Annotated in this window: 16 protein-coding genes; 8 read left to right on the forward strand and 8 right to left on the reverse strand. The window is 57.4% G+C overall.

The genetic code is table 11. The annotated features are described in order from the left end of the window. Positions 1–146 precede the first annotated feature (146 nt). The 7 genes from xdhA to ACR0JX_RS13180 all read left to right on the forward strand — a co-directional run bounded on the left by xdhA (position 147) and on the right by ACR0JX_RS13180 (position 9,527). Entirely contained in the window at positions 147–1,508 is a 1,362-nt protein-coding gene (gene xdhA, locus ACR0JX_RS13150) for a xanthine dehydrogenase small subunit (protein WP_480544252.1), read from the forward strand. Continuing rightward, complete coding sequence (gene xdhB, locus ACR0JX_RS13155) at positions 1,505–3,907, forward strand: xanthine dehydrogenase molybdopterin binding subunit (protein ID WP_480544253.1); 2,403 nt, start codon at positions 1,505–1,507, stop codon at positions 3,905–3,907. The genes xdhA and xdhB overlap by 4 nt, the downstream gene beginning before the upstream one ends. After that, positions 3,907–4,842 (forward strand): xanthine dehydrogenase accessory protein XdhC, encoded by a 936-nt coding sequence (xdhC, locus tag ACR0JX_RS13160; protein ID WP_480544254.1) that lies wholly within the window; start codon positions 3,907–3,909, stop codon positions 4,840–4,842. Before xdhB ends, xdhC begins: the two co-directional genes overlap by 1 nt. Next, positions 4,839–6,356: an ABC transporter ATP-binding protein gene (locus ACR0JX_RS13165; RefSeq protein ID WP_170536122.1), complete on the forward strand. Its 1,518-nt coding sequence runs from the start codon at positions 4,839–4,841 to the stop codon at positions 6,354–6,356. The genes xdhC and ACR0JX_RS13165 overlap by 4 nt, the downstream gene beginning before the upstream one ends. Positions 6,357–6,419: 63 nt before the next feature. Continuing rightward, positions 6,420–7,502: an ABC transporter permease gene (locus ACR0JX_RS13170; RefSeq protein ID WP_170536120.1), complete on the forward strand. Its 1,083-nt coding sequence runs from the start codon at positions 6,420–6,422 to the stop codon at positions 7,500–7,502. Further along, positions 7,502–8,422, forward strand: coding sequence for an ABC transporter permease (locus ACR0JX_RS13175; protein ID WP_170536118.1), 921 nt, complete (start codon positions 7,502–7,504; stop codon positions 8,420–8,422). The genes ACR0JX_RS13170 and ACR0JX_RS13175 overlap by 1 nt, the downstream gene beginning before the upstream one ends. Before the next feature lie 31 nt (positions 8,423–8,453). Beyond that, positions 8,454–9,527 carry a BMP family ABC transporter substrate-binding protein gene (locus ACR0JX_RS13180; RefSeq protein WP_480544255.1) on the forward strand — a complete coding sequence of 358 codons (1,074 nt, stop codon included), beginning with the start codon at positions 8,454–8,456 and terminating at the stop codon, positions 9,525–9,527. A gap of 85 nt (positions 9,528–9,612) precedes the next feature. Here ACR0JX_RS13180 and ACR0JX_RS13185 read toward each other — a convergent pair whose 3' ends face one another. The 7 genes from ACR0JX_RS13185 to ACR0JX_RS13215 form a co-directional block, all read right to left on the reverse strand. Beyond that, complete coding sequence (locus tag ACR0JX_RS13185; RefSeq protein ID WP_480544256.1) at positions 9,613–13,440, reverse strand: amino acid adenylation domain-containing protein; 3,828 nt, start codon at positions 13,438–13,440, stop codon at positions 9,613–9,615. A 1-nt stretch (position 13,441) separates the two neighbouring features. Then, entirely contained in the window at positions 13,442–17,560 is a 4,119-nt protein-coding gene (locus ACR0JX_RS13190) for an amino acid adenylation domain-containing protein (RefSeq protein WP_480544257.1), read from the reverse strand. A 4-nt stretch (positions 17,561–17,564) separates the two neighbouring features. Then, positions 17,565–17,828, reverse strand: coding sequence for an acyl carrier protein (locus ACR0JX_RS13195; RefSeq protein ID WP_480544258.1), 264 nt, complete (start codon positions 17,826–17,828; stop codon positions 17,565–17,567). Beyond that, on the reverse strand, positions 17,809–19,314 hold the full coding sequence (locus ACR0JX_RS13200; RefSeq protein WP_480544259.1) for an amino acid adenylation domain-containing protein: 1,506 nt from the start codon (positions 19,312–19,314) through the stop codon (positions 17,809–17,811). The genes ACR0JX_RS13195 and ACR0JX_RS13200 overlap by 20 nt, the downstream gene beginning before the upstream one ends. Before the next feature lie 12 nt (positions 19,315–19,326). Further along, the gene (locus ACR0JX_RS13205; protein ID WP_480544260.1) at positions 19,327–20,553 is read right to left on the reverse strand and encodes a HupE/UreJ family protein; all 1,227 of its coding nucleotides are present in this window, start codon (positions 20,551–20,553) and stop codon (positions 19,327–19,329) included. Beyond that, complete coding sequence (locus tag ACR0JX_RS13210; protein ID WP_480544261.1) at positions 20,550–21,701, reverse strand: acyl-CoA dehydrogenase family protein; 1,152 nt, start codon at positions 21,699–21,701, stop codon at positions 20,550–20,552. The genes ACR0JX_RS13205 and ACR0JX_RS13210 overlap by 4 nt, the downstream gene beginning before the upstream one ends. 139 nt (positions 21,702–21,840) lie before the next feature. Beyond that, positions 21,841–23,160 carry a glycosyltransferase gene (locus ACR0JX_RS13215; protein WP_480544262.1) on the reverse strand — a complete coding sequence of 440 codons (1,320 nt, stop codon included), beginning with the start codon at positions 23,158–23,160 and terminating at the stop codon, positions 21,841–21,843. A 156-nt stretch (positions 23,161–23,316) separates the two neighbouring features. Here ACR0JX_RS13215 and ACR0JX_RS13220 point away from each other — a divergent pair, with 156 nt between their 5' ends. Continuing rightward, the gene (locus ACR0JX_RS13220) at positions 23,317–24,315 is read left to right on the forward strand and encodes a LacI family DNA-binding transcriptional regulator (protein ID WP_480544263.1); all 999 of its coding nucleotides are present in this window, start codon (positions 23,317–23,319) and stop codon (positions 24,313–24,315) included. Here ACR0JX_RS13220 and ACR0JX_RS13225 read toward each other — a convergent pair whose 3' ends face one another. Next, positions 24,316–25,449: a Gfo/Idh/MocA family protein gene (locus tag ACR0JX_RS13225; RefSeq protein ID WP_480544264.1), complete on the reverse strand. Its 1,134-nt coding sequence runs from the start codon at positions 25,447–25,449 to the stop codon at positions 24,316–24,318. It abuts the gene before it with no gap. Between the last annotated feature and the right edge of the window lie 7 nt (positions 25,450–25,456).

Raw genomic sequence — 25,456 nt, forward strand, 5'->3', positions numbered from 1 at the left:
TGGTACATTATATAGGCAGTTTTTCTTGCCAGATAAGCCACGCTGTTTCTAACATCACACGGCAAGCACTCCGCCCGCCACTCTTTCTACGTCGCATCGAAGGAGGGCCGAAAGGGCGCAACTGGGTAAGGCGACGGGTTTCTCGAATGAATATCACGTTTCTTCTGAACGGAGAGACAGTGGAATTGGCGGATGTCGATCCGACAGCCACCCTGCTGGACTGGCTGCGCGAAGATCGCGGCCTGACCGGCACCAAAGAGGGCTGCAACGAAGGTGACTGCGGCGCCTGCACCGTTATGGTGACGGATGCGGATGGCCACAGGGCGCTCAATTCCTGCATTCTGTTCCTGCCCCAGTTGCACGGCAAAGCGGTCCGCACCGTCGAAGGGGCAAGCGGCCCGAACGGCGAGACGCACCCGGTGCAACAGGCCATGGTCGACCTGCATGGCTCGCAATGCGGCTTCTGTACGCCGGGCTTTGTGATGTCCATGGTAACAAGTCACGCCACCGGCGCCACGGACCACGACACGCAACTGGCTGGAAACCTCTGCCGCTGCACCGGCTATGCGCCAATTATCCGCGCAGCGAAGGCAGCCGAGGAGCAGCCTGTACCGGTCTGGGTCAAAGACAAACCCGTAGCTACGCCAGCCGCGTCGCCGATGCTGCCCGCATCGTCCGACGAACTGGCGGCTGTCTATGCCGAGAACCCTGATGCCACTCTGGTTGCAGGCGCTACCGATGTTGGCCTTTGGGTCACCAAGCAGTTGCGTGATCTGGATCCAGTGATCTTTCTCAATCGTTGTGACGACCTGAAGAGAATCTCCATCACCGAGAGCGAAATCCGTTTCGGAGCTATGGTCGACATGAACCGCATGGGCGAAGCGCTGGCGGACCTGCACCCCTCGTATGCCGAGATGATCCGGCGCTATGCCAGCGTTCAGGTGCGCCACGCGGCGACCGTCGGCGGCAATATCGCCAACGGCTCGCCCATCGGGGACAACCCGCCCGCCCTGATCGCTTTGGGTGCAACTTTGCATCTGCGCAAGAGCGGCGAACGGCGCTCGATCCCGCTTGAGGATTTCTTCATCGAATACAGCAAGCAAGACCGCGCCCCTGGCGAGTTCGTCGAGGCCGTGAGCTTCCCGCGTCAGCCCGACAGGCTCAAGGCATACAAACTCAGCAAACGGTTCGATCAGGACATCTCGGCCGTGTGCGGCTGTTTCAATATCACCGTTACGGACGGCACCGTAACGCAGGCACGTATTGCCTTTGGTGGCATGGCAGGAACTCCGAAACGGGCAACCCATGTCGAGGCCGCACTGATCGGCAAACCCTGGTCGCGCGCGGTGATTGACGCCGCGCTGCCCAGCTTTGCGGACGATTATTCACCACTCACGGACATGCGCGCCTCGGCCACCTATCGTCTGGAGACCGCCAAAGCGATGCTGGAACGGTATTTCCTGGAAGATCAGGGCGAAGTGACCGACGTGCTGAAGGTGACGGCATGAGCGTGACCAAACCCCTCCCCCATGACACGGCCCCGCTGCATGTGGCCGGTGCCGCGCGTTATGTGGATGACATCCCGACGCCGAAAGGCACCCTCCATCTGGCCTTTGGTCTGAGCCCGATTGCCAAAGGCACGATCAACGCGATGGACCTGTCGGCCGTGAAAGCTGCGGATGGCGTGATGCAGGTGGTGACGGCCGAGGATCTGCCCTTCGCCAACGATGTCTCGCCCTCGATCCACGACGAGCCACTACTGTCGGATGGAACGGTGCACTATATCGGTCAGCCCGTGTTTCTGGTCGTCGCCACCAGCCATCTCGCCGCCCGCAAGGCCGCGCGGTTGGGCAAGATCGACTATGCCGAAGACACCCCGATCCTGACCATCGAAGACGCTCTGGCTGCCGACAGCCGGTTCGAGGATGGCCCCCGCATATACTCCAAGGGCGACGCTGACGCCGCGATCGCTAGCGCGCCCCATATAATCGAAGGAAGCTTCGAGCTTGGCGGGCAAGAGCATTTCTACCTCGAAGGTCAAGCGGCGCTTGCCGTGCCGAATGAAGGCGCGGATATGCTGGTCCACAGTTCCACCCAGCACCCGACCGAGATTCAGCACAAAGTAGCCGATGCGCTGGGCGTTCCCATGCACGCGGTCCGGGTCGAGACCCGCCGGATGGGCGGAGGGTTCGGCGGCAAGGAAAGTCAAGGCAACGCTCTAGCAGTGGCTTGTGCTATTGCCGCGCGCGCCACCGGCAAGGCTTGCAAGATGCGCTATGATCGTGATGACGACATGATCATTACCGGCAAACGCCATGCCTTCCGCATCTCCTACAAAGCCGGGTTTGATGAGAACGGCCACATTCAAGGCGTCTCGTTCCTACACCACGCGATTTGTGGCTGGGCGCAGGACCTGTCTCTGCCCGTCGCCGACCGAGCGATGCTGCATTCGGACAACGCCTACCTGCTGCCCAATGCTCGGATCGAGAGCCACCGGCTGAAAACCAACACCCAATCCGCCACCGCCTATCGCGGGTTCGGCGGCCCTCAGGGCATGGTCGGCATCGAGCGCGTCATGGATCACGCCGCGCATGAATTGGGCCTGGACCCGGTCGAGCTGCGTCGCCGGAACTACTATGAACCGGCACATAAAGTCGCCGAGACGCGGCCAGAAGAGAAACCACTGGGTCACCCCGATCCGCACGAAGACCTGACAAGCCGGGGCGCAGTTGAGATGGGCGACGCACCCGTGCGCCCTCTGCCCGCAGGCGGCAACACCACGCCCTACGGCATGGAGGTCAGCGATTTCGAACTGCATGGCATGACCGAAGCGCTGCTGAAATCCAGCAACTACGCTGCGCGTAGAGCCGCCGTCGAAAAGTGGAATGCCGAGAATAGCGTAGTCAAAAAGGGCATCGCCTTTTCCCCCGTCAAGTTCGGGATTTCCTTCACGCTCACCCACCTCAATCAAGCAGGTGCGTTGGTGCATGTGTATCAGGACGGCTCGGTTCATCTGAATCATGGCGGCACCGAGATGGGTCAGGGCCTGTTCCAGAAAGTCGCACAGGTCGCTGCGTCGCGCTTTGGCATTCCGCTGGAGATGGTCAAGATCACCGCAACCGACACGGCCAAAGTACCGAACACATCGGCCACCGCGGCGTCTTCGGGCAGTGACCTGAACGGCATGGCGGTCAAGGCGGCCTGCGACACGATCCGCGACCGCATGGCCGACTATCTGGCCGAGCGTCATCAGGCGGACCCGTCGACTGTTACTTTCTCGGATGGTCACGTCTCGGTAGGTGCCGAACGCTATACCTTCGCAGAAGCCACCGCTTTGGCCTATCAGGGGCGCATCAGCCTTTCGGCAACCGGGTTTTATAAGACACCCAAAATCGAATGGGACCGGATCGCAGGCCGTGGGCGGCCGTTCTTTTACTTCGCCTATGGGGCCTCGGTGACCGAAGTGGCGATCGACACGCTGACCGGCGAGAACCGCATTCTGCGCACTGATATCCTGCACGACGCGGGCGCATCGCTGAACCCGGCACTTGATATCGGTCAGGTCGAAGGCGGCTATGTGCAAGGCGCGGGCTGGCTGACGACCGAAGAACTGGTCTGGGACGGCAAGGGCAACCTGCGCACACACGCACCCTCGACCTACAAAATCCCCGCCTGCTCGGACCGGCCCGATATCTTCAATGTCGCGCTTTGGGATGGCGAAAACCGCGAGGATACGATCTATCGCTCAAAAGCGGTAGGTGAGCCACCTTTCATGCTGGGAATATCGGCATGGTTGGCCCTGTCGAATGCGGTCGCAGCTTGTGGCGACAGCTATCCGGCGTTGGATGCACCCGCCACGGCCGAGGAAGTCTGGCGCGGCGTCCAGCGGATGAAGGGAGGCATCTGATGGGCTTTGACCTGGAGGCTTTGAGGGAGGCGGTTAAAACCCACGGTAAGGTGACTCGGGTCGTCATCGCGGCGATCAAGGGCTCGTCCCCACGCGAGGTTGGCGCCGCGATGTTGGTCTGGCCGGATGGCCAGAGCGGAACGATCGGCGGCGGCACGTTGGAGTTTCAGGCCGCAGAAGCCGCGCGGTCCCAATCCCTCCCCACCCGTCTGACCCAACACGCGCTTGGACCCGATATGGGCCAATGCTGCGGCGGTGCAGTCTCGCTGTTCAGCGAGGTCTTTGATCTAAAGGCACTAGAAGCACTCGACGACACGGTCATAGCGCGATCTGCTTCTGAAGACGAAATGCCTCTGTCAGTGAAACGGTTGCTGGCAACTGCGCGCGGTCAGGGGATTGCCCCCGAACCGCAGCTGATCGACGGTTGGATGGTGGAACCCATTCACAAGCCAAAGCGGGACCTGTGGATCTGGGGTGCTGGCCATGTAGGCCGAGCACTGGTGGACGTTCTTTCCCCCTTGCCCGACATCGCGATCACCTGGGTCGATACCGGACCCGAGCGCTTCCCGGCCTCGCTGCCGACAGGTGTCACCACAGTTCCAGCGGCCAAACCAGCCGAGCTGGTTCGCCATTCACCGCCCGATGCCGAGCATCTTGTGCTCACTTATTCACACAATCTGGATTTAGAGCTGTGCAACCGGCTGCTTTCGCATGATTTCCGCTTTGCGGGGCTGATCGGCTCGGCTACGAAATGGGCGCGATTCCGGTCGCGGCTGGCAGCTCTTGGGCATTCGCCTGAACACATCAGCCGGATCACCTGTCCAATCGGCGATCCCGCTCTGGGCAAACACCCGCAAATGATCGCCGTTGGCGTCGCCGCGCAGCTTCTGCGCCCGGCCCGACAGACTGAGTTGAAGAAGGACCTGAGCGCGTGACCACTCCACTCTTAAGCCTGCAAGGGCTAACCAAAGCCTATCCCGGTGTCGTGGCCAATGATCAGGTGTCGTTCGACATCGGCGAAGGCGAAGTACATGCCCTGTTGGGCGAAAACGGCGCGGGGAAATCCACGCTGGTCAAGATGATCTATGGGCTGGTGAAGCCAGACAGCGGCACTATGATGCTGCGTGGCCAGCCCTTCGCCCCTGCGGAACCCCGCGCGGCGCGGGCGGATGGGATTGCGATGGTGTTCCAGCACTTCTCGCTGTTCGATGCGCTGAACGTGGCTGAAAATATTGCGTTGGGGATGGAAAACCCTCCGCCCATGGGCGATCTGGCATCGCGTATCCGAGAGGTGTCTGAAACTTACGGCCTGCCGCTGGACCCGTACCGCACGGTCGGCGACCTGTCCGCGGGAGAGCGTCAGCGGGTCGAGATCATCCGCTGCCTGCTGCAGGACCCCAAGCTGCTGATCATGGACGAACCAACCAGCGTGCTGACCCCACAAGAGGTCGAAATCCTGTTTGAGACGCTGAACAAGCTGCGGTCTGAGGGCACCTCGATCCTTTATATCTCGCATAAACTCGAAGAGATCCGCACGCTTTGCGACCACGCCACGATCCTGCGTTTGGGCAAGAATGTGGGGGAATGCGTGCCTGCTGAGACGTCGGCTCGTGATATGGCCGAGATGATGGTGGGATCAACGCTGCAAACTCCGGAACGGTCGGGCCGCGCCTTCGGTGAAGTTGCGTTGGATGTCAGCGGTCTGTCGGTGCCTTCCCCTTCGGAATTCGGAACTGCGCTGAAGAACGTTCATATGACCGTCCGCAAAGGCGAGGTTCTGGGGATCGGCGGCGTCGCTGGGAATGGGCAGGATGAATTGCTGGGCGTGTTGTCTGGTGAAATCCAAACCGCCGCTGATGCGATCAAGTTCAACGGCCAACCGATTGGTAAGCTCGGCCCCACCGCGCGCCGCAAGCTGGGCGTACTGACCGCGCCCGAGGAACGGCTGGGTCATGCCGCCGCACCCGATATGAGCCTGACGGAAAACGCCCTGCTTACTGGATCGGTAAGGGAGGGGCTGGAAAGCAACGGCTTTCTGAAATGGGCCGATACCAAAAGCTTTGCCGAGAAAATCATCAGCGCGTTCGATGTGCGCACGCCGGGGCCCGAAAACGCCGCACGATCGCTGTCGGGCGGAAACCTGCAGAAATTCGTGATCGGCCGTGAGGTGCTGCAGAACCCAGATGTTCTGGTGGTGAACCAACCGACATGGGGTGTGGATGCGGCGGCTGCGGCCTCGATCCGGCAAGCCATTTTGGACCTGGCGGCCAAAGGAACTGCGGTCATATGCATCAGCCAGGATTTGGATGAGCTGATGGAAATCTCGGACAGTTTCGCCGCACTGAATGAAGGCCGCCTGAGCGCGCCGCGCGAGACCACAGGCCTGACGGTGGATGAGATCGGCCTGATGATGGGCGGCGCGCATGGCATGGAGGTGGCCCATGTGTGATCCGATGCCCGCCTTCGGCAAAAGAGACAAAAAACAAACGAGAATGCGCAGGGGGATGGGCAGATGATTGTGTTGGAGAAACGGCCACAGCCGTCCAAGGCGTGGTCTTATGCGACCCCACTGGTGGCTGTCTTGGCGACGATGGTGTTTGGCGGTGTCCTGTTCGCCATTCTGGGAAAGAACCCGGTCGAAGCGATCGGCACGATCTTCTGGGAACCGCTGTTCGGTGAGTTCGCGTTCTACTACCGTCCACAGCTTTTGGTGAAAGGCGCGCCTTTGGTGCTGATCGCCATCGGCCTGTCGCTGGGTTTTCGCGCCGGCATCTGGAACATCGGGGCCGAGGGGCAGTACATCATGGGGGCCATTTTCGGCGCGGGTGCAGGATTGGCTTTCTACCCGATGGAAGCGTTCTACATCTTTCCGATCATGGTACTTGCCGGGGCGTTTGGTGGCTGGCTCTGGGCGATGATCCCAGCCTTTCTGAAGGTTCGTTTCGGGACAAATGAAATCCTTGTGTCGCTGATGCTGGTCTATGTGGCCGAGCAGATGCTGGCCTCGGTCTCGCTGGGTCTGCTGAAAAACCCCGAAGGGTTCGGCTTTCCCGGTTCGCGCAACCTGCAATCCTATGACAGCGCGCATAATGCCGAGTTGATCGCAGGGTCGGGGATGCATTGGGGTGTTGTCGCGGCCTTCGTTGCGGTGATCTTCTCCTATGTGCTGCTGAACCGACATATGCTGGGGTTTCACATTCGACTTACCGGCGAAGCACCACGCGCTGCGAAATTCGCAGGGGTAAACCCGGCTCGTCTGATCCTGTTCTGCCTTGGCATGTCTGGTGCATTGGCCGGGCTGGCGGGGATGTTCGAAGTGTCTGGACCTTCTGGGCAGGTCAGCATCGATTTCAACGTCGGCTATGGCTTTACGGCGATCATCGTGGCCTTTCTGGGCCGCCTGCATCCGGTGGGTATACTGCTGGCCGGAGGTCTGATGGCACTGACATATATCGGCGGTGAGATCGCGCAGTCTCAGCTGGGTCTGCCTGCCGCCGCCATTCAGGTATTCCAGGGAATGCTTTTGTTCTTCCTGCTGGCGTTCGATCTTTTGACAAACTACCGCATCCGTGCGGCCCGTAGCGAGGTGGCATAATGGACCTTGGTGAAATCAATCCCGTCCTTCTGATCGCCTCGCTGATGGTGGCAGCAACCCCGCTACTGCTGGCCGCGATCGGAGAATTGGTTGTCGAAAAGGCGGGCGTTCTGAACCTCGGCGTCGAGGGGATGATGATTGTCGGTGCGATCAGCGGCTTTGCGATCTCGGTCGAAACCGGCTCTCCGTGGCTCGGCTTTATCGCTGCAGCGATTGGAGGTGCGGTGCTATCCCTTTTGTTTGTTTTGCTGACGCAAGTGGCGCTGGCCAACCAGGTGGCCAGCGGACTGGCGCTGACCCTGTTCGGCCTCGGCTTCAGCGCGCTGATGGGACAAAGCTATGTGGGCATCAAGCCGCCCAGCATGGGGGATATCCATATCCCAATACTCAGCGATATTCCTGTCATTGGCCCGATCCTGTTCCAGCATGACCCGATCCTCTATGTTGGCATCGCGCTTACGGCGGCGGTCTGGGCCACGTTGAAATACACCCGTGTGGGTTTGATCCTGCGCGCGGTGGGTGAAAACCACGATGCAGCCCATGCCTTGGGCTACAAAGTCATAAAGATCCGCATTCTGGCGATCCTGTTCGGGGGTGCCTGTGCGGGTCTCGGTGGCGCCTATATCAGTCTGATCCGAGTACCACAGTGGACCGAAGGCATGACCGCCGGTGTGGGATGGATTGCCCTGGCGCTGGTGGTCTTTGCCAGCTGGAAACCATGGCGCGCCTTGCTGGGTGCCTATTTGTTCGGCGGCATCACCGTGTTGCAGCTTAATTTGCAGGCAGCGGGCGTTGCCATCCCGGTCGAGTATCTGGCAATGTCGCCCTACATCATCACGATCCTTGTGCTTGTGATCCTTTCGGCCGACAAGAGCAGCGCACCTGCCTCACTGGGCCGAATATTCCATGCCTCACACTAGGGGCCAACTGAACCAACTTGGGGAGTAACACATGAAATTCACTACACTTCTGGCAAGCGCCGCCATGGCGCTGGGTCTGGCCTCGGGGGTCATGGCCGAAGACAAGACAAAGGTCGGCTTTGTCTATGTTGGTCCCGTGGGCGACGGTGGCTGGACCTATGAGCACAACAAGGGTCGGCTGGCAGTTGAAGAACACTTTGGCGACAAGGTCGAAACCGTGTTTGTTGAATCAGTACCCGAAGGCCCGGATTCCGAACGCGTCATGACCCAGATGGCACTGGAAGGGGCCGATCTGATTTTCACCACCTCGTTCGGCTATATGGACCCAACCATCAACGTGGCCAAGAAGTTCCCGGACGTGAAGTTCGAGCATGCAACTGGCTATAAGACCGCCGACAACGTCTCGGTCTATTCGGCACGTTTCTATGAAGGTCGCGCCGTTCAGGGTCACATCGCGGGCAACATGACCAAGTCGAACATCATCGGCTATATCGGTTCTTATCCGATCCCCGAAGTGATCCGAGGTATCAACTCGGCCTTTATTCACGCGCAACGGGTCAACCCGGATGTCGAGTTTAAAATCGTCTGGGCTTACACTTGGTTTGATCCCGCGAAAGAAGCTGACGCTGCGAAGGTTCTGATCGAACAGGGCGCCGATGTGATCCTGCAGCACACGGATTCGACTGCGCCGCAGGCGGCTGCGCAAGAGGCGGGTAATGTTGTCACCTTTGGCCAGGCCTCGGACATGAGCGAATATGCCCCGTTCCCGCGCGTCTCATCAATCATCGACGACTGGGCGCCCTACTACATCGCGCGCACACAGGCCGTGATGGACGGCACCTGGGAATCTGTGAACACCTGGGACGGTATCCGCGAAGGTATGGTCGCCATTGGCGAAATCTCTGACGCCGTTCCGGCGGATGTCAAAGAAGAAGCGCTGGCAATGAAAGCGGCCATGGCTGCGGGCGAGTACCACCCCTTCACTGGCCCGATCAAAAAGCAGGATGGCAGCGATTGGTTGGCTGACGGTGAAGTGGCCGATGATGGCACTCTGGCAGGCATGAACTTCTATGTCGAAGGTCTGGAAGGCGAGATTCCGCAATAAGCCACTGGCGTAGAACCAAAATGAAAGCCCGCGCTTGGCCGCGGGCTTTTTTCATGTCCACGGCGCACCTGTGCTTAAAAACACTTCAGCCTTGATTGCCAGTCTCTAAGTCAGAACACTCTTTGAGAGCCGCCGCAATCGGCGCAAAGGCATCCGGCCGCCCCATCAGCTCGATATGTTTCATATCCAGATTGTGCAGCGTTTTGTGTCGCAGATGCGTATCCAGTACATCCCCTGTCTCAAGCGAGGGGTTGCCACGGGACAAAAACACATGCGCTGGTCGGTCGAAGCGCGGGACGCGAAACGCGCTGATCGCCAGTTCATGTGCAATCTCCACCCCGCGAATGCGCAAGGCTTCAGCATCCGGGTTTTGCGACAACGTTTTCTTGATCTCGGGCAGTGTCTTTCGGGCTCTAAAACGACGTTTCCAACCTTTGATGATGTATCTCAATCGCTTGTATGTGCGATAGTAAATCGGCTGCAAGCCCGGTTCCGCCCCCACCATCTTGAACGGCGGATCCAGAAGAACCATCCCTTTGATTTTATCCTCGCCAATTTGCCTGGCCATCTCCATGACCATCGGCGCTCCGGCCGAGTATCCGCATAGAACAAAGGGGCCATCGATTTCTGACTGCTCAAGTTGCGAGATCGCAGCAGACGCAAGTTCCGGATAGGATTTGTCGAGTGGAATTGGTGTGCCCTGCGCACGATGGCTGGGAATATGAACCACCGAATGATCCGGACCAAGGTAGCGGGCCATGTACCTGCAAAACTGTATCGAACAATGTGCAATGAGTACTGTGGTTTTGCCCGAGCCCGGATTAGAAATTTGAAACGTGCTTTCAGGTTCGGAAAACGAAGCTTCTGACCGGCGATCTGAGACGCGTTGGGCAAGTTCTGCGACAGTCGGACAGCTGAACAAATCAGTGGGTTCAAAGTGAACACCCCTTTCCTGACCCATCGCATAGGCTTTGATGGTCGACAGGCTGTCCCCGCCCAGATCAAAGAAATTCGCATCGCGCGACTGGCACGGCGTATCTAGAACCTCTGCAAAAAGCTCAGCGACTTGTGCCTCAAGCCCCGCGCTAGGAGCTTCGCCCCGTTGGGATCCGAAGTTCCGCATAAGGTCTGATGCCAATGTCTTTTGGTCCAGCTTCCCGTTAGGCAATTCTGGAAAGGCCGCAACACCGACAACCAAGCTCGGATGGAATGGCTTCGGCAGGCTCGCCACTAGGTGGCTTTGCACCCGCGCACAGAGCATATCGCCGGACGGGCACTCAAGTGCCAGAGCGATCTGCTTTGATCCACCTGTGTCGAGTACAAGCGCTGCAACCCTCACGTCACCCGCAATACTCTGCGCTACCGCCTCGATCTCGGATAATTCAACGCGATGACCGCGAATTTTGACCTGTCTGTCCCTTCGACCCAGAAACGAGATACAACCGGTTTCATCGGCAACCCCAAGATCCCCGGTTCGATAAGCGCGTAAACGGTGTGGGCCCAGTTCGAAGAAATGAGCCTGGGATTGTTCCGGGTCGCGGAAATACCCCTCTGCCACCGTCGGACCAGCAACCACAACTTCCCCAACCACGCCTGGGGCTGCGGGGTGTCCATCGCGGTCGAGGATACCGACCCAAGCCCCGGGAATTTCCCTGCCAATCGGCACGTCCTGCCCGGCGCCGATCTCGGTCGCGTCGAAAGAGGTGCACCAGACCGTACCCTCGGTCGGGCCGTACTCATTGATCAACCGACAACCGGGCAAAAGCGCCCTCAGCTCCTGTGGCAAGGATGTGTTCAGCGACTCACCGGCGGCAATCAAAACCCTGAGGCTGCGCAAATCGCGTTTCGGAACAGAGGCCAGCAAAACACGCGCAAGTCCGGGCAAGCACAGCGTATGTGTCACCCCATGTCGGGCCATTAGAGCTCCGAGCTTGGCGGGCTCCTGTTCAAGGTTCTTGGTGGCGATGACGAGGTGACCGCCTGTGCAGAGCGTCCAATAAAGACCGGCGACCGAACTATCAAATGCCAGTGAGGACAGCAGGAGGTAGGCCCCTGGTTTATCTCGATAAACAGTGTCGCGCGCGGAAGTCGATACTGCCAAGGCCCCCTGCGAGATCACTACCCCTTTGGGTCTGTTTTCTGAGCCGGATGTAAACATGACATATGCAGTGTCTCCTGTGGTGACGTCATCCGGATCAACGGCCTCTGTCAGCGTGTCTATAAACACTGGTCGCGCCTGTGTATTCGGCAGGGTTGATAAGCAGGCTTCTGTTGTCACAATCAGTTTCGGCTGAATTGTGTCCAGTACATGCGCGATGCGGTCAGCAGGGTAGTCCAGATCAAATGGCACATATGCCGCGCCCGACATCATCACACCTAGGAACGCCGACACCGCATCTGACCCGCGAGGCAACGCAACAGGGACGACATCACCACTCCGGGCACCGGCCTGTCGCAGGGCATATGCAATCTGACGCGCGCGCAATGACACCTCAGAATAAGTCAGGGTTTTTGCGTCATCAGTAAGCGCGATGGACTGAGGTGTCGTTCGCGCGCAATGCAGAAAGCGCGTCACAACATGCTCTGCCATCGGGCTCGCAATACGAGGCACAATATCGCTCTGAGGTTTCAACAAGTCTCGGACAAGGCAATCGGGGTCTTTTGTGATCTCTGACAGTATCCGCTCGTAGTCAGAAACAACCCCTCGAACAGCTGCATCGGATATGCGACCCGAATCGAAGTAGATCTCTATCCCAAGATCGGATTTTGGTGTGACCAGAAACGACAACGGATAATTGCTGTATTGCATGCTGGTCAGGTCGGATATCCGGATCTCATCAAAATCGTAACTTGTCTCAGAGACGCCTTCATTGACGAACAAAGTGTCAAACAGGGCGGTTCCGCTTGGAAAAGGGGCGCAGTTCTGAACCTCGGCCAGCGCGGCAAATTCGTGCTTGCGGCGTTCGATCTCGGCCTGTCCGTGCTTTCGCAGGAAGGCACCGACAGAAATTGATGGGTCAATCCTGCACCGAACCGGCAAAGTGTTTACAAAAGCTCCGATGGCGCTGGCGATGTTGGGAATCTCCGGTGGCCGCCCAGCGGTTGTTGTGCCGTAGACTATGTCGTCCTGCTGTAGCAACCGCCGTAGCGAGAGCGCCCATGCCCCGGACAGAACGGTATTTGGTGTGATTTTCAACTGTACGGCAACGCGTTCGATCTGTCGCATCAGGTCTTGGCCGAGTGACGCAGATAACGATGTCTGTGTTTGCGCAGACTCCATATCGGCATCGGGCAGCAAGCTGGGCTCTTTCAGACCGTCGAATTGATCCGTCCAAAACTCCGTTTCCGTCAGCTGGCCCTGCGTGCGCAGCCAAGCTAAATGGCTTTTGAAACTCGGAATATCCTTCGGCACGTCTTTCCCGCTGTACCGATCAAAGAGGTCCCGCAAGGCAACGCCAGTGGACCAGCCATCGCTGATCAGGTGGTGAACCGTCCAGACCAGCCGCCACTGCGTGTCAGAGAGTTTGATCAGCGTGGCGGCCATCAATGGTGGTGTTTTCAGATCGAATTGGCGGGTTTGTTCCAACTTGATCAGGTCTTTCAGGCTCTGCTCAACATCTGTTCGGGCAGTCCAATCCAACTCATTCCACGGCAGAGATACATTTTCGCGCAGTACTTGAACTGGTTGTTTGACGCCTTGCCATAGAAACCCGGCACGAAATGCATCGCGTGTATTCAGCACAGCGTCCATTGCCGCCATCAGACGCTTAGTATCCAACGGGCCGTTCAACACGCAGCTGATAACCGCAACATATTGCCCGCGCACTTCATTCTCGCCCTCAGAATGAAACAGCATGCCCCGCTGTGCAGAGGTCAAAGGAAGTATATCAGCGACGCCCTCCGGATACCCCATCTCAACCTAACGCCTTTGCGATGCTTGAGAGGTCGTCTTCATCCAGCTCAATCAAAGCGTCGTCAGCATCTCCGACGGAGTTTTCTTCGGGCAGGGTTTCCGCATATCCGGCCAACGATCTGAGCGTTCTGTATTCGAACAAAGCCGTGGCGGGCAAAGGGACCCGGCATTCATTGGCTTTGATCGCGATTTCGATCGCCGCCAAACTATCGAGACCCAGATCAAAGAAATCTGCTGTCACACTGATCCGCGAAGTTTTCAAAACCTCGGCCACGATCCCAGACAGGCGCTGTTCCATGTCTGTCTCGGGGGCAACTAACTGAATAGGCTGGCCCGTCCGACCGCGCCGCCCGGTGGGTAACCGTGCCACATCAACCTTGCCATTGTTGGTCAGAGGCATCTCGTCAAGCACCACCACATGTTCTGGCAACACACTGCGTGAAAAATGCGCCTGCAGGGTTTGCCAGACCTTCTGTTCGCCCACGCCCTGACCTGCGACATAGACAGTTAGTTTTGTCGGCGGCTCAATCGGCTCGTCAAATCCGATCTCGTTCAGGATTGATTGAACCCGATCTGTGTCAATCTGATCATCCAGTTCGTCCAAAGCCTGTGCACGCGTTTTGTGGCCCATACGCACATCCCACGCATAGGGAAGTGCGTAGTTATGATACCCTTTACGGGTTTTGTGCACGTGAATGCCTGCATCGTTGATCAGGCAATTGGTGGACCGTCCGGTATCCGAGGGTCGCCGCCAAGCGGTATGGTGTTCGAGGAACGCGTAAATCTCGGAAACGGGTACATCTATATAGCGATAGATATCCAAGACGGCGACCTGATCTAGAAACTGCCCGTCCTTCAAGTCGTCCGTTTCAAGCAGGCGTGACAGCGCGTCATCCTCGGCGTGGTAGGCCTTGCGTGCTTTGGTGACCATATCATCCAGCTGCGCGCAGGTAGGGGCGGCGTTGCGAAACAGATCAGGGGTTAGGCGGGTTTCAAAAAACTGTCCCCGGGACAGGCCGGTCACAATCAATGGTGCGCCTTCAGCAAGTGCGGTTCGGAAGGCCAACGTATAAAGCGCTTTGAAGCATCCCTGACACACGTTTGAATGCATCTTCAGGCTGTCGACAAAGATCTGGTTCATCTTATCTGTACTGAGATAACGATGCGACCAGCCCAGATCAGCGGCAACCCTTTGGATGTTGTCCTTGGACTGATCCGAGATATAGCCATTGTCCAGGGTCACCGCCAAAACGCGCGAAGTATACCCTGCTAGGCGATATGCGGCATATGTACTGTCCTTGCCGCCACTTAGCATCATCACGGCGTCGTATGGGCCGGTGCTGGATCGGGTGGCCTTTGCGATCTCGGCCCTAAGATCGGGTTCATCCCGGAAGTAGACGGCGGCGCGGTCTTTGTAGCGATCGAACTCAGCGCAAATCCCGCAAAGATCGCGTTCCGAAAACGCGATCCCTGGAACAGCGCTGGTTACACCGCAGTCGCTGCATCTTTGCTCGTTGGCATCAGACTTGCGCACAGATCCGGTGGCCACATGTACCGCGCTTACGGTTGGCAATTGGCGTAAGACATGATCAATCTCGGCCACTTCGAAACGAACGCCGCCGATCTTGATCTGTTGGTCAAGGCGACCAAGATATTCGCAACGCCCGTCACGTGTGATCCGGCCCAGATCGCCGCTGCGATAGGCCCGGCCTTGCAGCTCGACAGGGTCGTCGCAGAATTTTGCAGCAGTTTCCGCAGGCGATGCCAGATATCCTTCTGCCAATCGGCCGCCAATCACAATTTCCCCAGTCACACCCAGTGGACAGATGTTCATTCCTTTGTCGCGGATGCTGATCGACATACCGCTGGCGGGCTGGCCGATCTGAACCGAAGTCGCGGTATCAGCGCGCGCATCGAACTTGTGATACATAGCCCCAACCACAGCCTCGGTCGGCCCGTATTCGTTGATCAGCGCAAGACTTGGTGAAAGCACCTGTTTAGCCGTCCGACACAACTGCGATGTCAGGTTCTCGCCCCCTAGGACAAGCGTCCGAATACGCTGGACTGCCCGCCCCTGTTTGCACACCAGCGCCAGATGAGACGGGGTGAGTTTCACAAGATCGACCGCATCTTCTGCGAACACATCCAGAACCGCCAAATCTGGATCGGTTCGTTCTGGATAGATGCGGATAGACCCCCCGCTTATCAGGGGTACAAACAGTGAGGTCAGCGTCAGATCAAAAGAAACAGACGAGAAAAACGCATAATGTGCTGGTTCGGGGCCACTGAACGTATCTGTCGCCCATTGGGTATAGCGTGATAGGCTTTCGTGGCTTACCTCGACACCCTTTGGGGTTCCAGTCGAACCTGATGTAAACAGAATATAGGCCAAATCGGTGCGGTCCGGCGCGTGAACGATCGGATCAGACTCTTTGGCAATGTGCGCGACATCTAAGCTCTGACACGCAAAGCTACGGGTGTCACCTGACACCAGGACCACAGCACGCGCACCCGAAAGGCTGATGATTTCATCGGCACGCACGAAGGGTGTATTGGCCGCAATGGGCACAAAGCTGCACCCCGCCTTTAGAATTCCTAGCAAGGCAAAAACAAACTCAAACGACCGCGGCATATGGATCGCAATGCTTGATCCGGGGGTGATGCCTTGACGGGCGATATACGCGGCAATCTGATCGCTGCGCAGATCAAGTTCCCCGTAGGTCATGCGCGCCTCGGCCTGAGACAGCGCGACCGAGCCAGGGGAGTTTTCGACCTGCGCGGCAAAGGCCTGCAACACTGTTTGCCGAGGCGGGCATTCGACCGGGCCAAACAGGATCGCTCTGTCGTTATCATCGGTAGCGAGATCAAGCGCCGCGATCTTAGTTTCAGGCGTCTTCAAAGCTGCATCCAATATCGCAAGGAAATGCGATTGCAGCGCGTCTGGTGAAACAGCGTCCAGTACCTCTGATTGTACATCCAGTTGTAGATCGGGCCTGCCGCTGGCCGAAAAATCCATGACATGCAGGCGCATGACGTGGGCCGCGTCATGAGCGCCGCTGTGGAGCCACTGAACATCTGCAGGATGGCCTGCAAACTCTCCGAATTCGGCCTGAATGTAGTTCAGGACCGCACTGATGGCGGATGTGTTCCCGGCTGCGGCTGCCCCCGGCTTTGCGCGCCTCAGAAACACGCCCAGCTCAGATTTAACCTTCGTATGCAGATCCAGAAATGTGTCATCTGCACCGAACTCGATCTCAAAAGGAAGCACCTCGACAAAGGGACCCAGTGTCGCCTTGTCGACATCTGACAACCTGTTGTGGGACGGCAGGCCAATTGTGATCCGATCGTCGCCTGTCACCCGATGGAGATAGGCAATGTAAGCAGTCAGGTAGCAGGCCAAGCGGGATAAATCTGGCGTAAACAACCGGAACGCAGGGCGCGTGATGGCGTTTTCCATTTGCTCGGTAAGTGACGGTTCTGCGGCGATGCTCAGCCGTTTGGAAAAGGACGAGCGCTTCGGCACGCTGCCATAAGGTGGCGTTGCCGACTGCGCAGGTGAAGTGGGCTCGGTACCGGCTGTCTGCGCCTTCATCGGAGCGCCATCAAAAAAGCTTGGCGAAGGGTCGACCTTTGTCACCTCACCGCTTTCAAGCGCTGCGTATCTGCGCGACATCTGGTCGAACAACAACGCACCGGATTGGGCGTCACACACGATATGATGTTGGCACACAGCCCAAACCCAATGATGGTCTGAAAGCTTATGCAGTTGGCTACGTAAAGTGCTGTGCGACAGATCAAACGGAGACCGGATTAACTCGTCCAACTGCTGATCCAGTAGACCCTTGGCGTCGGGCTGCGTGCTAAGGTCGAAACACTCAAGCAACTGCATGTTCGGCTCAGCCGCAAACTGAACGGGACTATCATGCGGGCCCTGGAATACCGTTCTCAGGACCGCGTTTTCCTGCACGGTCTCGGCAAAGGCTTGTTGAAACAAATCTGCGTTCAGATCAAAGCGCAGATCAAAGCGCCACGCCATGTTGTAAAGCGGCACATCCGGCTGTAGCTGATGACCTTTCCAAAATCGCTGCTGGCTATCTGACAACGGGTAGGACATGGTCATTCCCTCAGCACCGCGCCGCTTGCCGGGCATCGGCATAGCGCAGGATGGCGTCGATTGAGCTGAGGTTCTCAAGCGTCACATCTTCGAACGGTATGTCGATGCCATAGGTCTCTTCGACAAAACCCACCAACGACATTACGCCCAGCGAGTCGATCATCCCGCTGAGCAGTAGCTCATCCGTATCAGTGATAAGGCGCCCTCCCAACAGCGTCTGCTGCACGTAGTTGCGCAGCGCGTCGGTTTGGCGTTCAGGCTGCACGGTCTTCATCGGCTTTCCTCACAAGCTTCGCCCGGTCGATCTTACCTGTCGACGTGCGAGGCATACTCTCTAACCATTCAATGTGTTGCGGCACCGCGTAGGGGGGCAACACAGCTTCTAATTGACGTTTCACCTGCCCAAGATCGCACTTGGATGCGCCCGTGACAAAAGCCCGGAGTGCCTGATCCCTGGCAATCACAACCGCTTCGGTCACAAAAGGCGCGTTCACCAAGGCAAGCTCGACCTCGTCCAGTTCAATCCGGTAGCCGCGCAGCTTGATCTGCCGGTCCTTGCGCCCGATCAGCATCAAGGCTCCGGTTTCGGTTCTACGCACGATGTCACCTGTGCAATAAAAACGCAGCATCTGCCCTGAGGAATCAGGCAAGGTACAAAAGGCCGCCGCGGTTTGATCCGGAGCATTCCAATACTGAGACATGACCTGGTCGCCGGCGATCAGAAGCTCTCCGTTAGTTGCGTCTGCAGAATCAGGCCCGATCCGCGCGGTTACACCCACATCCGGAAGGCCAATAGGCAGAGGGCTGGTTCCATCCAGATCGTCATGCTTCAGAACTGACGTGCTACAATGGTTGGTTTCTGTCGGCCCATAGGCGTTCAGAAACACTGCATTTGGCGCATGGTTGGAAAACGCCTTCAGCGCAGCAGGGGGCATTTTCTCACCCGCAAACATGACAATGCGTAAAGCGCTCAGATCACGTTCGGCCAAGGCGCCACGTTCGACCATTTGGATCAATGCGTAAGGAACTGAATACCAGACGGTGATACCCTCGCTCTGCGTCAGCTCCGACAGGCTGGCAGGCAGCTTTGCATGCATTTCTGGAATGATGACCACGCAAGCCCCAGCCAAGGCAGTGCTGAACATGTCAAAAATCGACATGTCGAAATGTGCGGGCGTGTGGTGGCTGACGCGATCAGAGGAACGCAGCGCGCACAGGTTTGCCGCCATCTGTGCGTAGGCCAAACCGCTTTTGTGGGTATGCACAATACCCTTGGGGGAACCCGTCGTGCCGGATGTCATCAGAATATATGCAGGGTCATCAGCGGAGCGTTTTGCGCTCCGATCACGCAATTTGTCGGGTGATGTTTTGCCCGTCATTGGTTGCCCAAGGTCCAGAAGAGGAACATTGTACGCGCTATCCGCAAACGCCCCTAACCGCGTTGCGTCGGCGATAATCAGCACCGGAGATACGTTAGCAATCTGCGCCGCCAGACGCTCGACCGGGGCGGCGGGATCAATTGGCACATATATCGCCCCAATACGCAGGACTGCATAAATCGCAGCAATCGCCATCGGGCTTTTGGCTGCGCAGATAATGACGCGGTCGCCCTTTGCGACAGACCGTTCCAGCAGTGCGGTGGCGATCTGATCAACCTGCTCGTTCAACGCGGCATAGGTTATGCCTTGGCCAAGCATACATAGGGCCTGAGCATCTGGCGATGCTTGCGCGTTGTGAGTTATCGGGTCGTCCAGAAACACAGCCTCGACTCCCTAGTTCACAATCATCACGACCGATTGGCTAAACTTTGGAAACCAATCAACCGTACGCTCAAAAAACCAAAGCACCGTCATTGCCACAAGCGCCACTGACCCAAATTGCAGTGCTACGGTACGATAGGCTGGCAAACGACGCAGGGCGAAGAAGATCGGAAACAGCACAAGCACAATAGCAAGCTGTCCAATCTCAATCCCAACATTGAAAGTCGCCAGTCCAAGCATTTTGCGCTCTGGATCCAACCCCAAAGGCTCCAGAACAATTGCAAAGCCTAGGCCGTGGGAAATGCCGAAGATGACGACTGCGATCCAGACCTGCGCATGATAGCGAGGTAAAAGGTTGCCTATGGCAACGGCAACGATCGACAAAGCTATGACCGCTTCAACAAAAGTAACCGGCAACGTGATCACTTCGAACGTCGCCAAACAAAAAGCAACAGTGTTCGCGATGGTAAAGAGAGTCACGATCTTGACAATGTACCAAAGGCTTTGGCGGATGCTTTCAGATGGGACCCAGCGCTGGTTGTCGATCCGCATAACTGCGCCCAACAGCAGGGTCACAAGAAACAGGATGTGGTCAAAACCCAACCAGATGTGCCAGACCCCGCGCTCAAAAAAGGCGCGTGCAATGTCTTTGGACGGCTCATCATTCAGATACAGGTCTTTCGTGCCATCACCCGGTGCAAAGACTAGCGAGATATAGGCCTCATTCTCGTCCATCCCGTTGCGCGCGTTGCTGGCAATCAATGCATATCCGCGATGTTCTGGATCGATATCCGAGAACACCCCGTCATAGTACATCTGGATGGTCGTCGGCGTTGTTTCGACCCCTGGAATGTCAAAATGCAACTGAGCAAACGTGTCGACCGAGGTGTCAAAAAACGTGATCTGTTCAAACTCCACCTGATACGGCGCGTCCTCAAAGGACAACTGCAGGTGCTTCTCGAAATAGTCGAAGAACGCGTCCTTACCGGCAAGAACTTCAGCCTGATCCAGGCTTTCTGAAACCTTTTCTTGACCTCGCTGTATGCGCGTAAGGTCGGTCAGCGTGACTTCGATCCGCCCGCCCAAACTGTCTTTGGTGACATCAAAATAGACGTAACTTTCGTTCACGCGATGCGCGTTGGCCGTTGTCGCAAAGAATAGCAGACCGAGCCAAAGAACGGCGTTAAGCGTTACGGCCGAGCGCCCAGAAATTAGATTTGCACCAGACCAGAGATTCATTGGGGTCGCTCCCTCAATGCGCGCGCCTGTTGAAGCTCCATCTTGGAAATGATCTCACGTTGGATGTCCGATGTTCCGGAGTAGATCACGCCGCCGATTGCATCGGCGACATCCGACCCAGCGGTTGATTCCGCTAAATACCCCTGCCCTCCCATCAAGCGCATGGCATCCATGCCCGAACTTAGTAGTGCCTCTGAGATATGAAGGTTGGCCATCGCAGCAAATTGGGTCAAAGGCTGCCCGGTGTCGTACAACTGTGCCGCGCGCCTTAGCATCAACTGGCATGTTTCCAACCGGGTCCGCATATCTGCCAGACGATTGGAGACCGACTGGAACGCGGCAATAGGTTTACCGAATTGAATGCGCGTCGCTGCATGCTCAGCGCAGTCTCGCAATTGACGCCGCATAGCACCAACTTGCGCGGACAGAATAAAGCAACGCTCCAAATCCAATGTCGACTGGATAATTGAAGCACCCGCACCTTCGGGACCCAGCCTACGGGTTTCGGGCACCCAACACCCATTGAATTCCAATTGACCAAACGGCGCCGAATTCAACCCCAGTTTCATTTGCCCTGGATGGCGGGTAAAACCTTCGTCGTTAGCATGAACCAAAAAAGCAGATAGTCCCCAGCGCCCTTTATCCGGCGCGGTTCTGGCGAATACGATCGCCAGATCGCAAACCGGGCCCATGCCGACATACGCTTTGGCCCCGTTGATCAGATACCCTCCATCCGCATACTCGGCCCGGGTCTTCAGCGACAGCGCATCAGAGCCCGCTTCGTGCTCGGTCAACGCAAAGGCGGCCAACAGCTCTCCGGCAAGCAAGCGCGGCAGATAGGTTGTCTTCTGGTCAGGCGATGCGAATTGATGCAGCGGATTTTGCACAGTCAGGACTTGCGAGATGATCGCCATCGCGAAACCGTTATCAGAACAGTTCTCTCCAAATGACAACATCGCTTCGACGAAGGTTTCGGCAGAGCCGCTGTAATCTTGCTGATCCGACATGAGATAAGCAAAAGCACCATGCTGACCGACCAAAGACCATACATTCCGGAAGTTTTGTGAGGTCACATCCGGAAGACTGCTCGCCAGGCCAGCCAGATCGCTGGGCCGAGCGTGATCCATGAGTTTGGGCGTTTCGTCCACTGGTTCTTTTTCTTTGTTGTCTTGCAGATTCTACGGGCGCGCCTGCCGTATGGATCAAACAAACTGATTGCCCGCCTGAAACGGCGGACGTTTTGGATGAACGCATCACTCTCGTTTCAGCCACAACCTGTTGAATTTTCTAGTCGCGCGACATCAATCCTCGCAGATAGCCTGCCAGATGACCCTCGCTATGCTCACCCCGGCATCGTGCTTGCATTTGGATACAGTTTTGCTTGACCTTCGCAGAGTTCAGCAAGCTCCGGATGTCATCTTCGATCTTTTCGACTGGATCATTCCGATCCCCAGCGCGGCCGATTTCATGAAACACGACGCGTGCTGCGCTACCGTGTTGGTCATTTACATGCGGATACAGCAACATCGGCGTGCCTGCATCCACAGCTTCGACCAAGCCGCCCGTTCCACCATGCATGATCGCCAGATCGGCGTGTTTCAAAACATGTTGCTGCGGAGCCCAGGCCACGACATCGACATTTGCGGGTAACTGTGTCTCAGCCATGCTGTCCCAGTTCGGCCCCGCCGCAAAAAGAAACCTCCAGTCGGGATGATTGGCGGCGACTGCCCACAGGTTTGGCAGCAGACCACTGTCTAACTTCATGATCGTTCCGAACCCCACGAAGATTCGTTTTTCCCAAGCGCTGGCCTTGCAGAACTGTGTGATCTTATCGTGGTCATGCGGGTGTTCAGGGCGATCTTGCAATATCGTTGGGCCCAAATAGGTCAGATCGACCCGCGAAGATGTGGGCAAATCCAACGCACGGGGCAACAGCAGCAGGGTCGGTAACCGATAGGTCCAGGGCATCTGCCAACAGACCAGGCGCAACACTCGAGACAGCGGAACATCATGACGCCTGGCAAGTTCGATTAGGGTCGAGGCATAATCCACCCCGCGCTCGGACAGTCTTTTGCGCACTATCTTTGACAGTTTCCAAAGCAGGAACCGACACCACAGCAGCGCGATGCCCAGTCTGCTGCCCCGCAGCCCGCGACCAGGAAACGCGCGTTTGTTCAGCGGTGGAGCCTGTGTGCCCGGTGGGGACAGGAACATGTTACTGTACTGCACAACCGGAATGTTCAAAGACATTGCAACGATGATCTGCGCATGCATCTCGCAATCGATAAACACGATATCCGGCCGTGCATTTAGCAACGCTTCTGCAAACTCGTCGACCCCGAACGCCTTGATCGCGGCATCCATCCAACCTTCGCGCTGCAAACTGCGCCTGTTCTCTTTCGAAATCAGCGCGTCGAATGCATTTACACGCGGGTTTGGGATGACGTGATAGGCAAAACCACAGTGTTCAATCAGATCGTGCGCCGAGGCCGGAGCAAAGATCGATACCTCATAACCCAAAGCCTTGATGCGTTTGGCAAATTCCAACGCACTGTTGAGAGGGCTTGAAATGCCACTCGATACGATTGCCACGCGTTTTGCGGTCATGATCCAAACCTGAAGCAGCGAAGAAATTCGTCAAGCCCAACGCAAGCGATCTCAGATCCTGCACCCCCATTGCAATCGGTTGCAAAACCGTCGCTTAGCTGCATAATAGCCTGCAATGACAATCCCAACGCCTGCACGGCACAGACGGTATCAATTTTGAGCGTTACACTGAAAGACGTCGCCGCACTGGCAGGCGTATCCCGGTCCGCAGTTTCGCGAACCTTTACCGAAGGCGCCTCGGTCTCGGCCAAGACCCGCAGCAAGGTCGAAAAAGCCGCGCAAGAGCTGGGGTACAGTCCAAACGCGCTGGCCTCATCGCTGACAACCGGGCGGACCAAGCTGATTGGTTTGATTTCCAACAACTTTCACAACCCTATTTTCCTTGAAGTGTTCGACCAGTTCACCCGCGCGTTGCAGGAACGCGGGCTGCGACCGCTGATCGTGAACCTGACTGATGAGACTGAGCCGGCCAATTCCGTCCGCATGCTGCGCCAGTATTCAGTCGATGCGGTCATCGTGGCCTCTTCGACCCTACCCCCCAGCTTTGCCAAAGCGTTCCACGATGCTGGTGTGCCCGTGGTGCACACGTTTGGGCGTTCAGCAACGTCGCCTGAGGTGCATGTGGTTGGTATCGACAATGTCGAATGTGGGCGCATGGCGGCGCGCGAGCTTGTCGCGCGCGGATACAAGCATATCGGATATCTGGGCGGGCCAAAAAGCGCGACCTCGGCTTTGGATCGATACCGCGGGTTCATTGAGGAAGCCGAGCAGCATCCCGAGCTGCAGATTTCGTATTCCTTCGCAGACAACTATTCGTTTGAGGCCGGACGGGCCGAGATGCTGCGCTTGCTAAGTGGCGCTCCGGCAGACGGGTATTTCTGCGGTGACGATATCCTGTCTGTCGGTGCGTTGTCCGCCCTTTCAGATCATGCGCTGGAACCGGGCCAGGATATTGGCATCATCGGCCTGAATGACATGGAAATGGCACGCTGGGAAAGCGTTGATCTGACGACTATTCATCAGCCAATCAAGCAGATCATTACGTCCTCGGTCGACCTGGTCGAAGAGATGCTGAAAGAGCCTCAAAGATACCCTGAGGCGCGGATATTCCCCTGCCGCGTGATCGAACGGGGCACGTTGCGGCCCCGCCCCTGATTAGCGGAACATTGGCGGACGCGCGTCTTTCCACGCGCCGTCCTCTTTGCCCGACGCAACAGCAGCATGAACGGCGGCTATCGAACGCACACCGTCTGAGGCGCCTGGCAGACCATTCCGAACCTCACCGCGGATCGCGTCTGCCAGATCGCAATAGATATTGGCCACGGCCAGCGGGAAACCTTCAGGATGGGCGATGGCGACGCGTGACAGACGCCGCGCTTCGTCATGCAGTCCACCTTCACCCTTTTCGATGATCTGAGTGCGCCCGCCGACCGGTGTATAAATCAACTGGTTCGGCTGCTCGGACGCCCAGCGCAGACCGCCGGTTTCGCCAAAAACCTGAATATCAAACCCGTGCTGCCGCCCAATCGCCACCGACGAGGTCCAGAGCCGCCCAACCGTGCCACCTTCCATCCGGAAATTGACCATTGCGTCGTCTTCCAGTTCCCGGCTGGAGATGGTCGAGGCCATATCGGCGGACAAGGACTTTACCTCGTCGTCGCAGATGAAGCTGGCCATATGCAGCGCGTGAATGCCACAGTCCGCGAATTGGCCCGAGACACCCGCCATCGCCGGATCATAGCGCCAGCGCACGCGCGGATTGTCGGCATCCGTGGCATCGCCGTGGTGCCCATGGCTGAAATTGGTGACAACCAGACGGACCTTGCCAATATCACCCGCCCGCACCATGGCACGGGCCTGGCGCACCATCGGATAGGCCGAATAGCAATAGTTCACTGCACATATCTTGCCGGACGCCTCGGCCACGCGCACGATCTCTTCGCCTTCTTCCACCGTCATGGTCATCGGCTTTTCGCACAGAACGTTGAACCCGGCCTCCAGATAGGCTTTGGCAATCTCGAAATGAGTGGAGTTGGGCGTGGCTATCGTGACCAGATCGATCCGGTCGGGGCGATCTTTTTCACCTGCCAGCATGTCCTGCCAGCTGCCATAGGCACGATCAGCAGCGATCCCGAGCCTTTTAGCATATTCCCTGCCCACATCCGGGCGATGATCCAGCGCACCTGCGGCGAATTCGAACATCCCGTCTGCTTGCGCACCCAACCGGTGGGCAGGCCCGATCTGGCTGCCTTCGCCGCCACCAATCATGCCCCATTTCAGCTTTGCCATGGTCTTA

The organism is Ruegeria sp. AH7 (assembly GCF_056541325.1).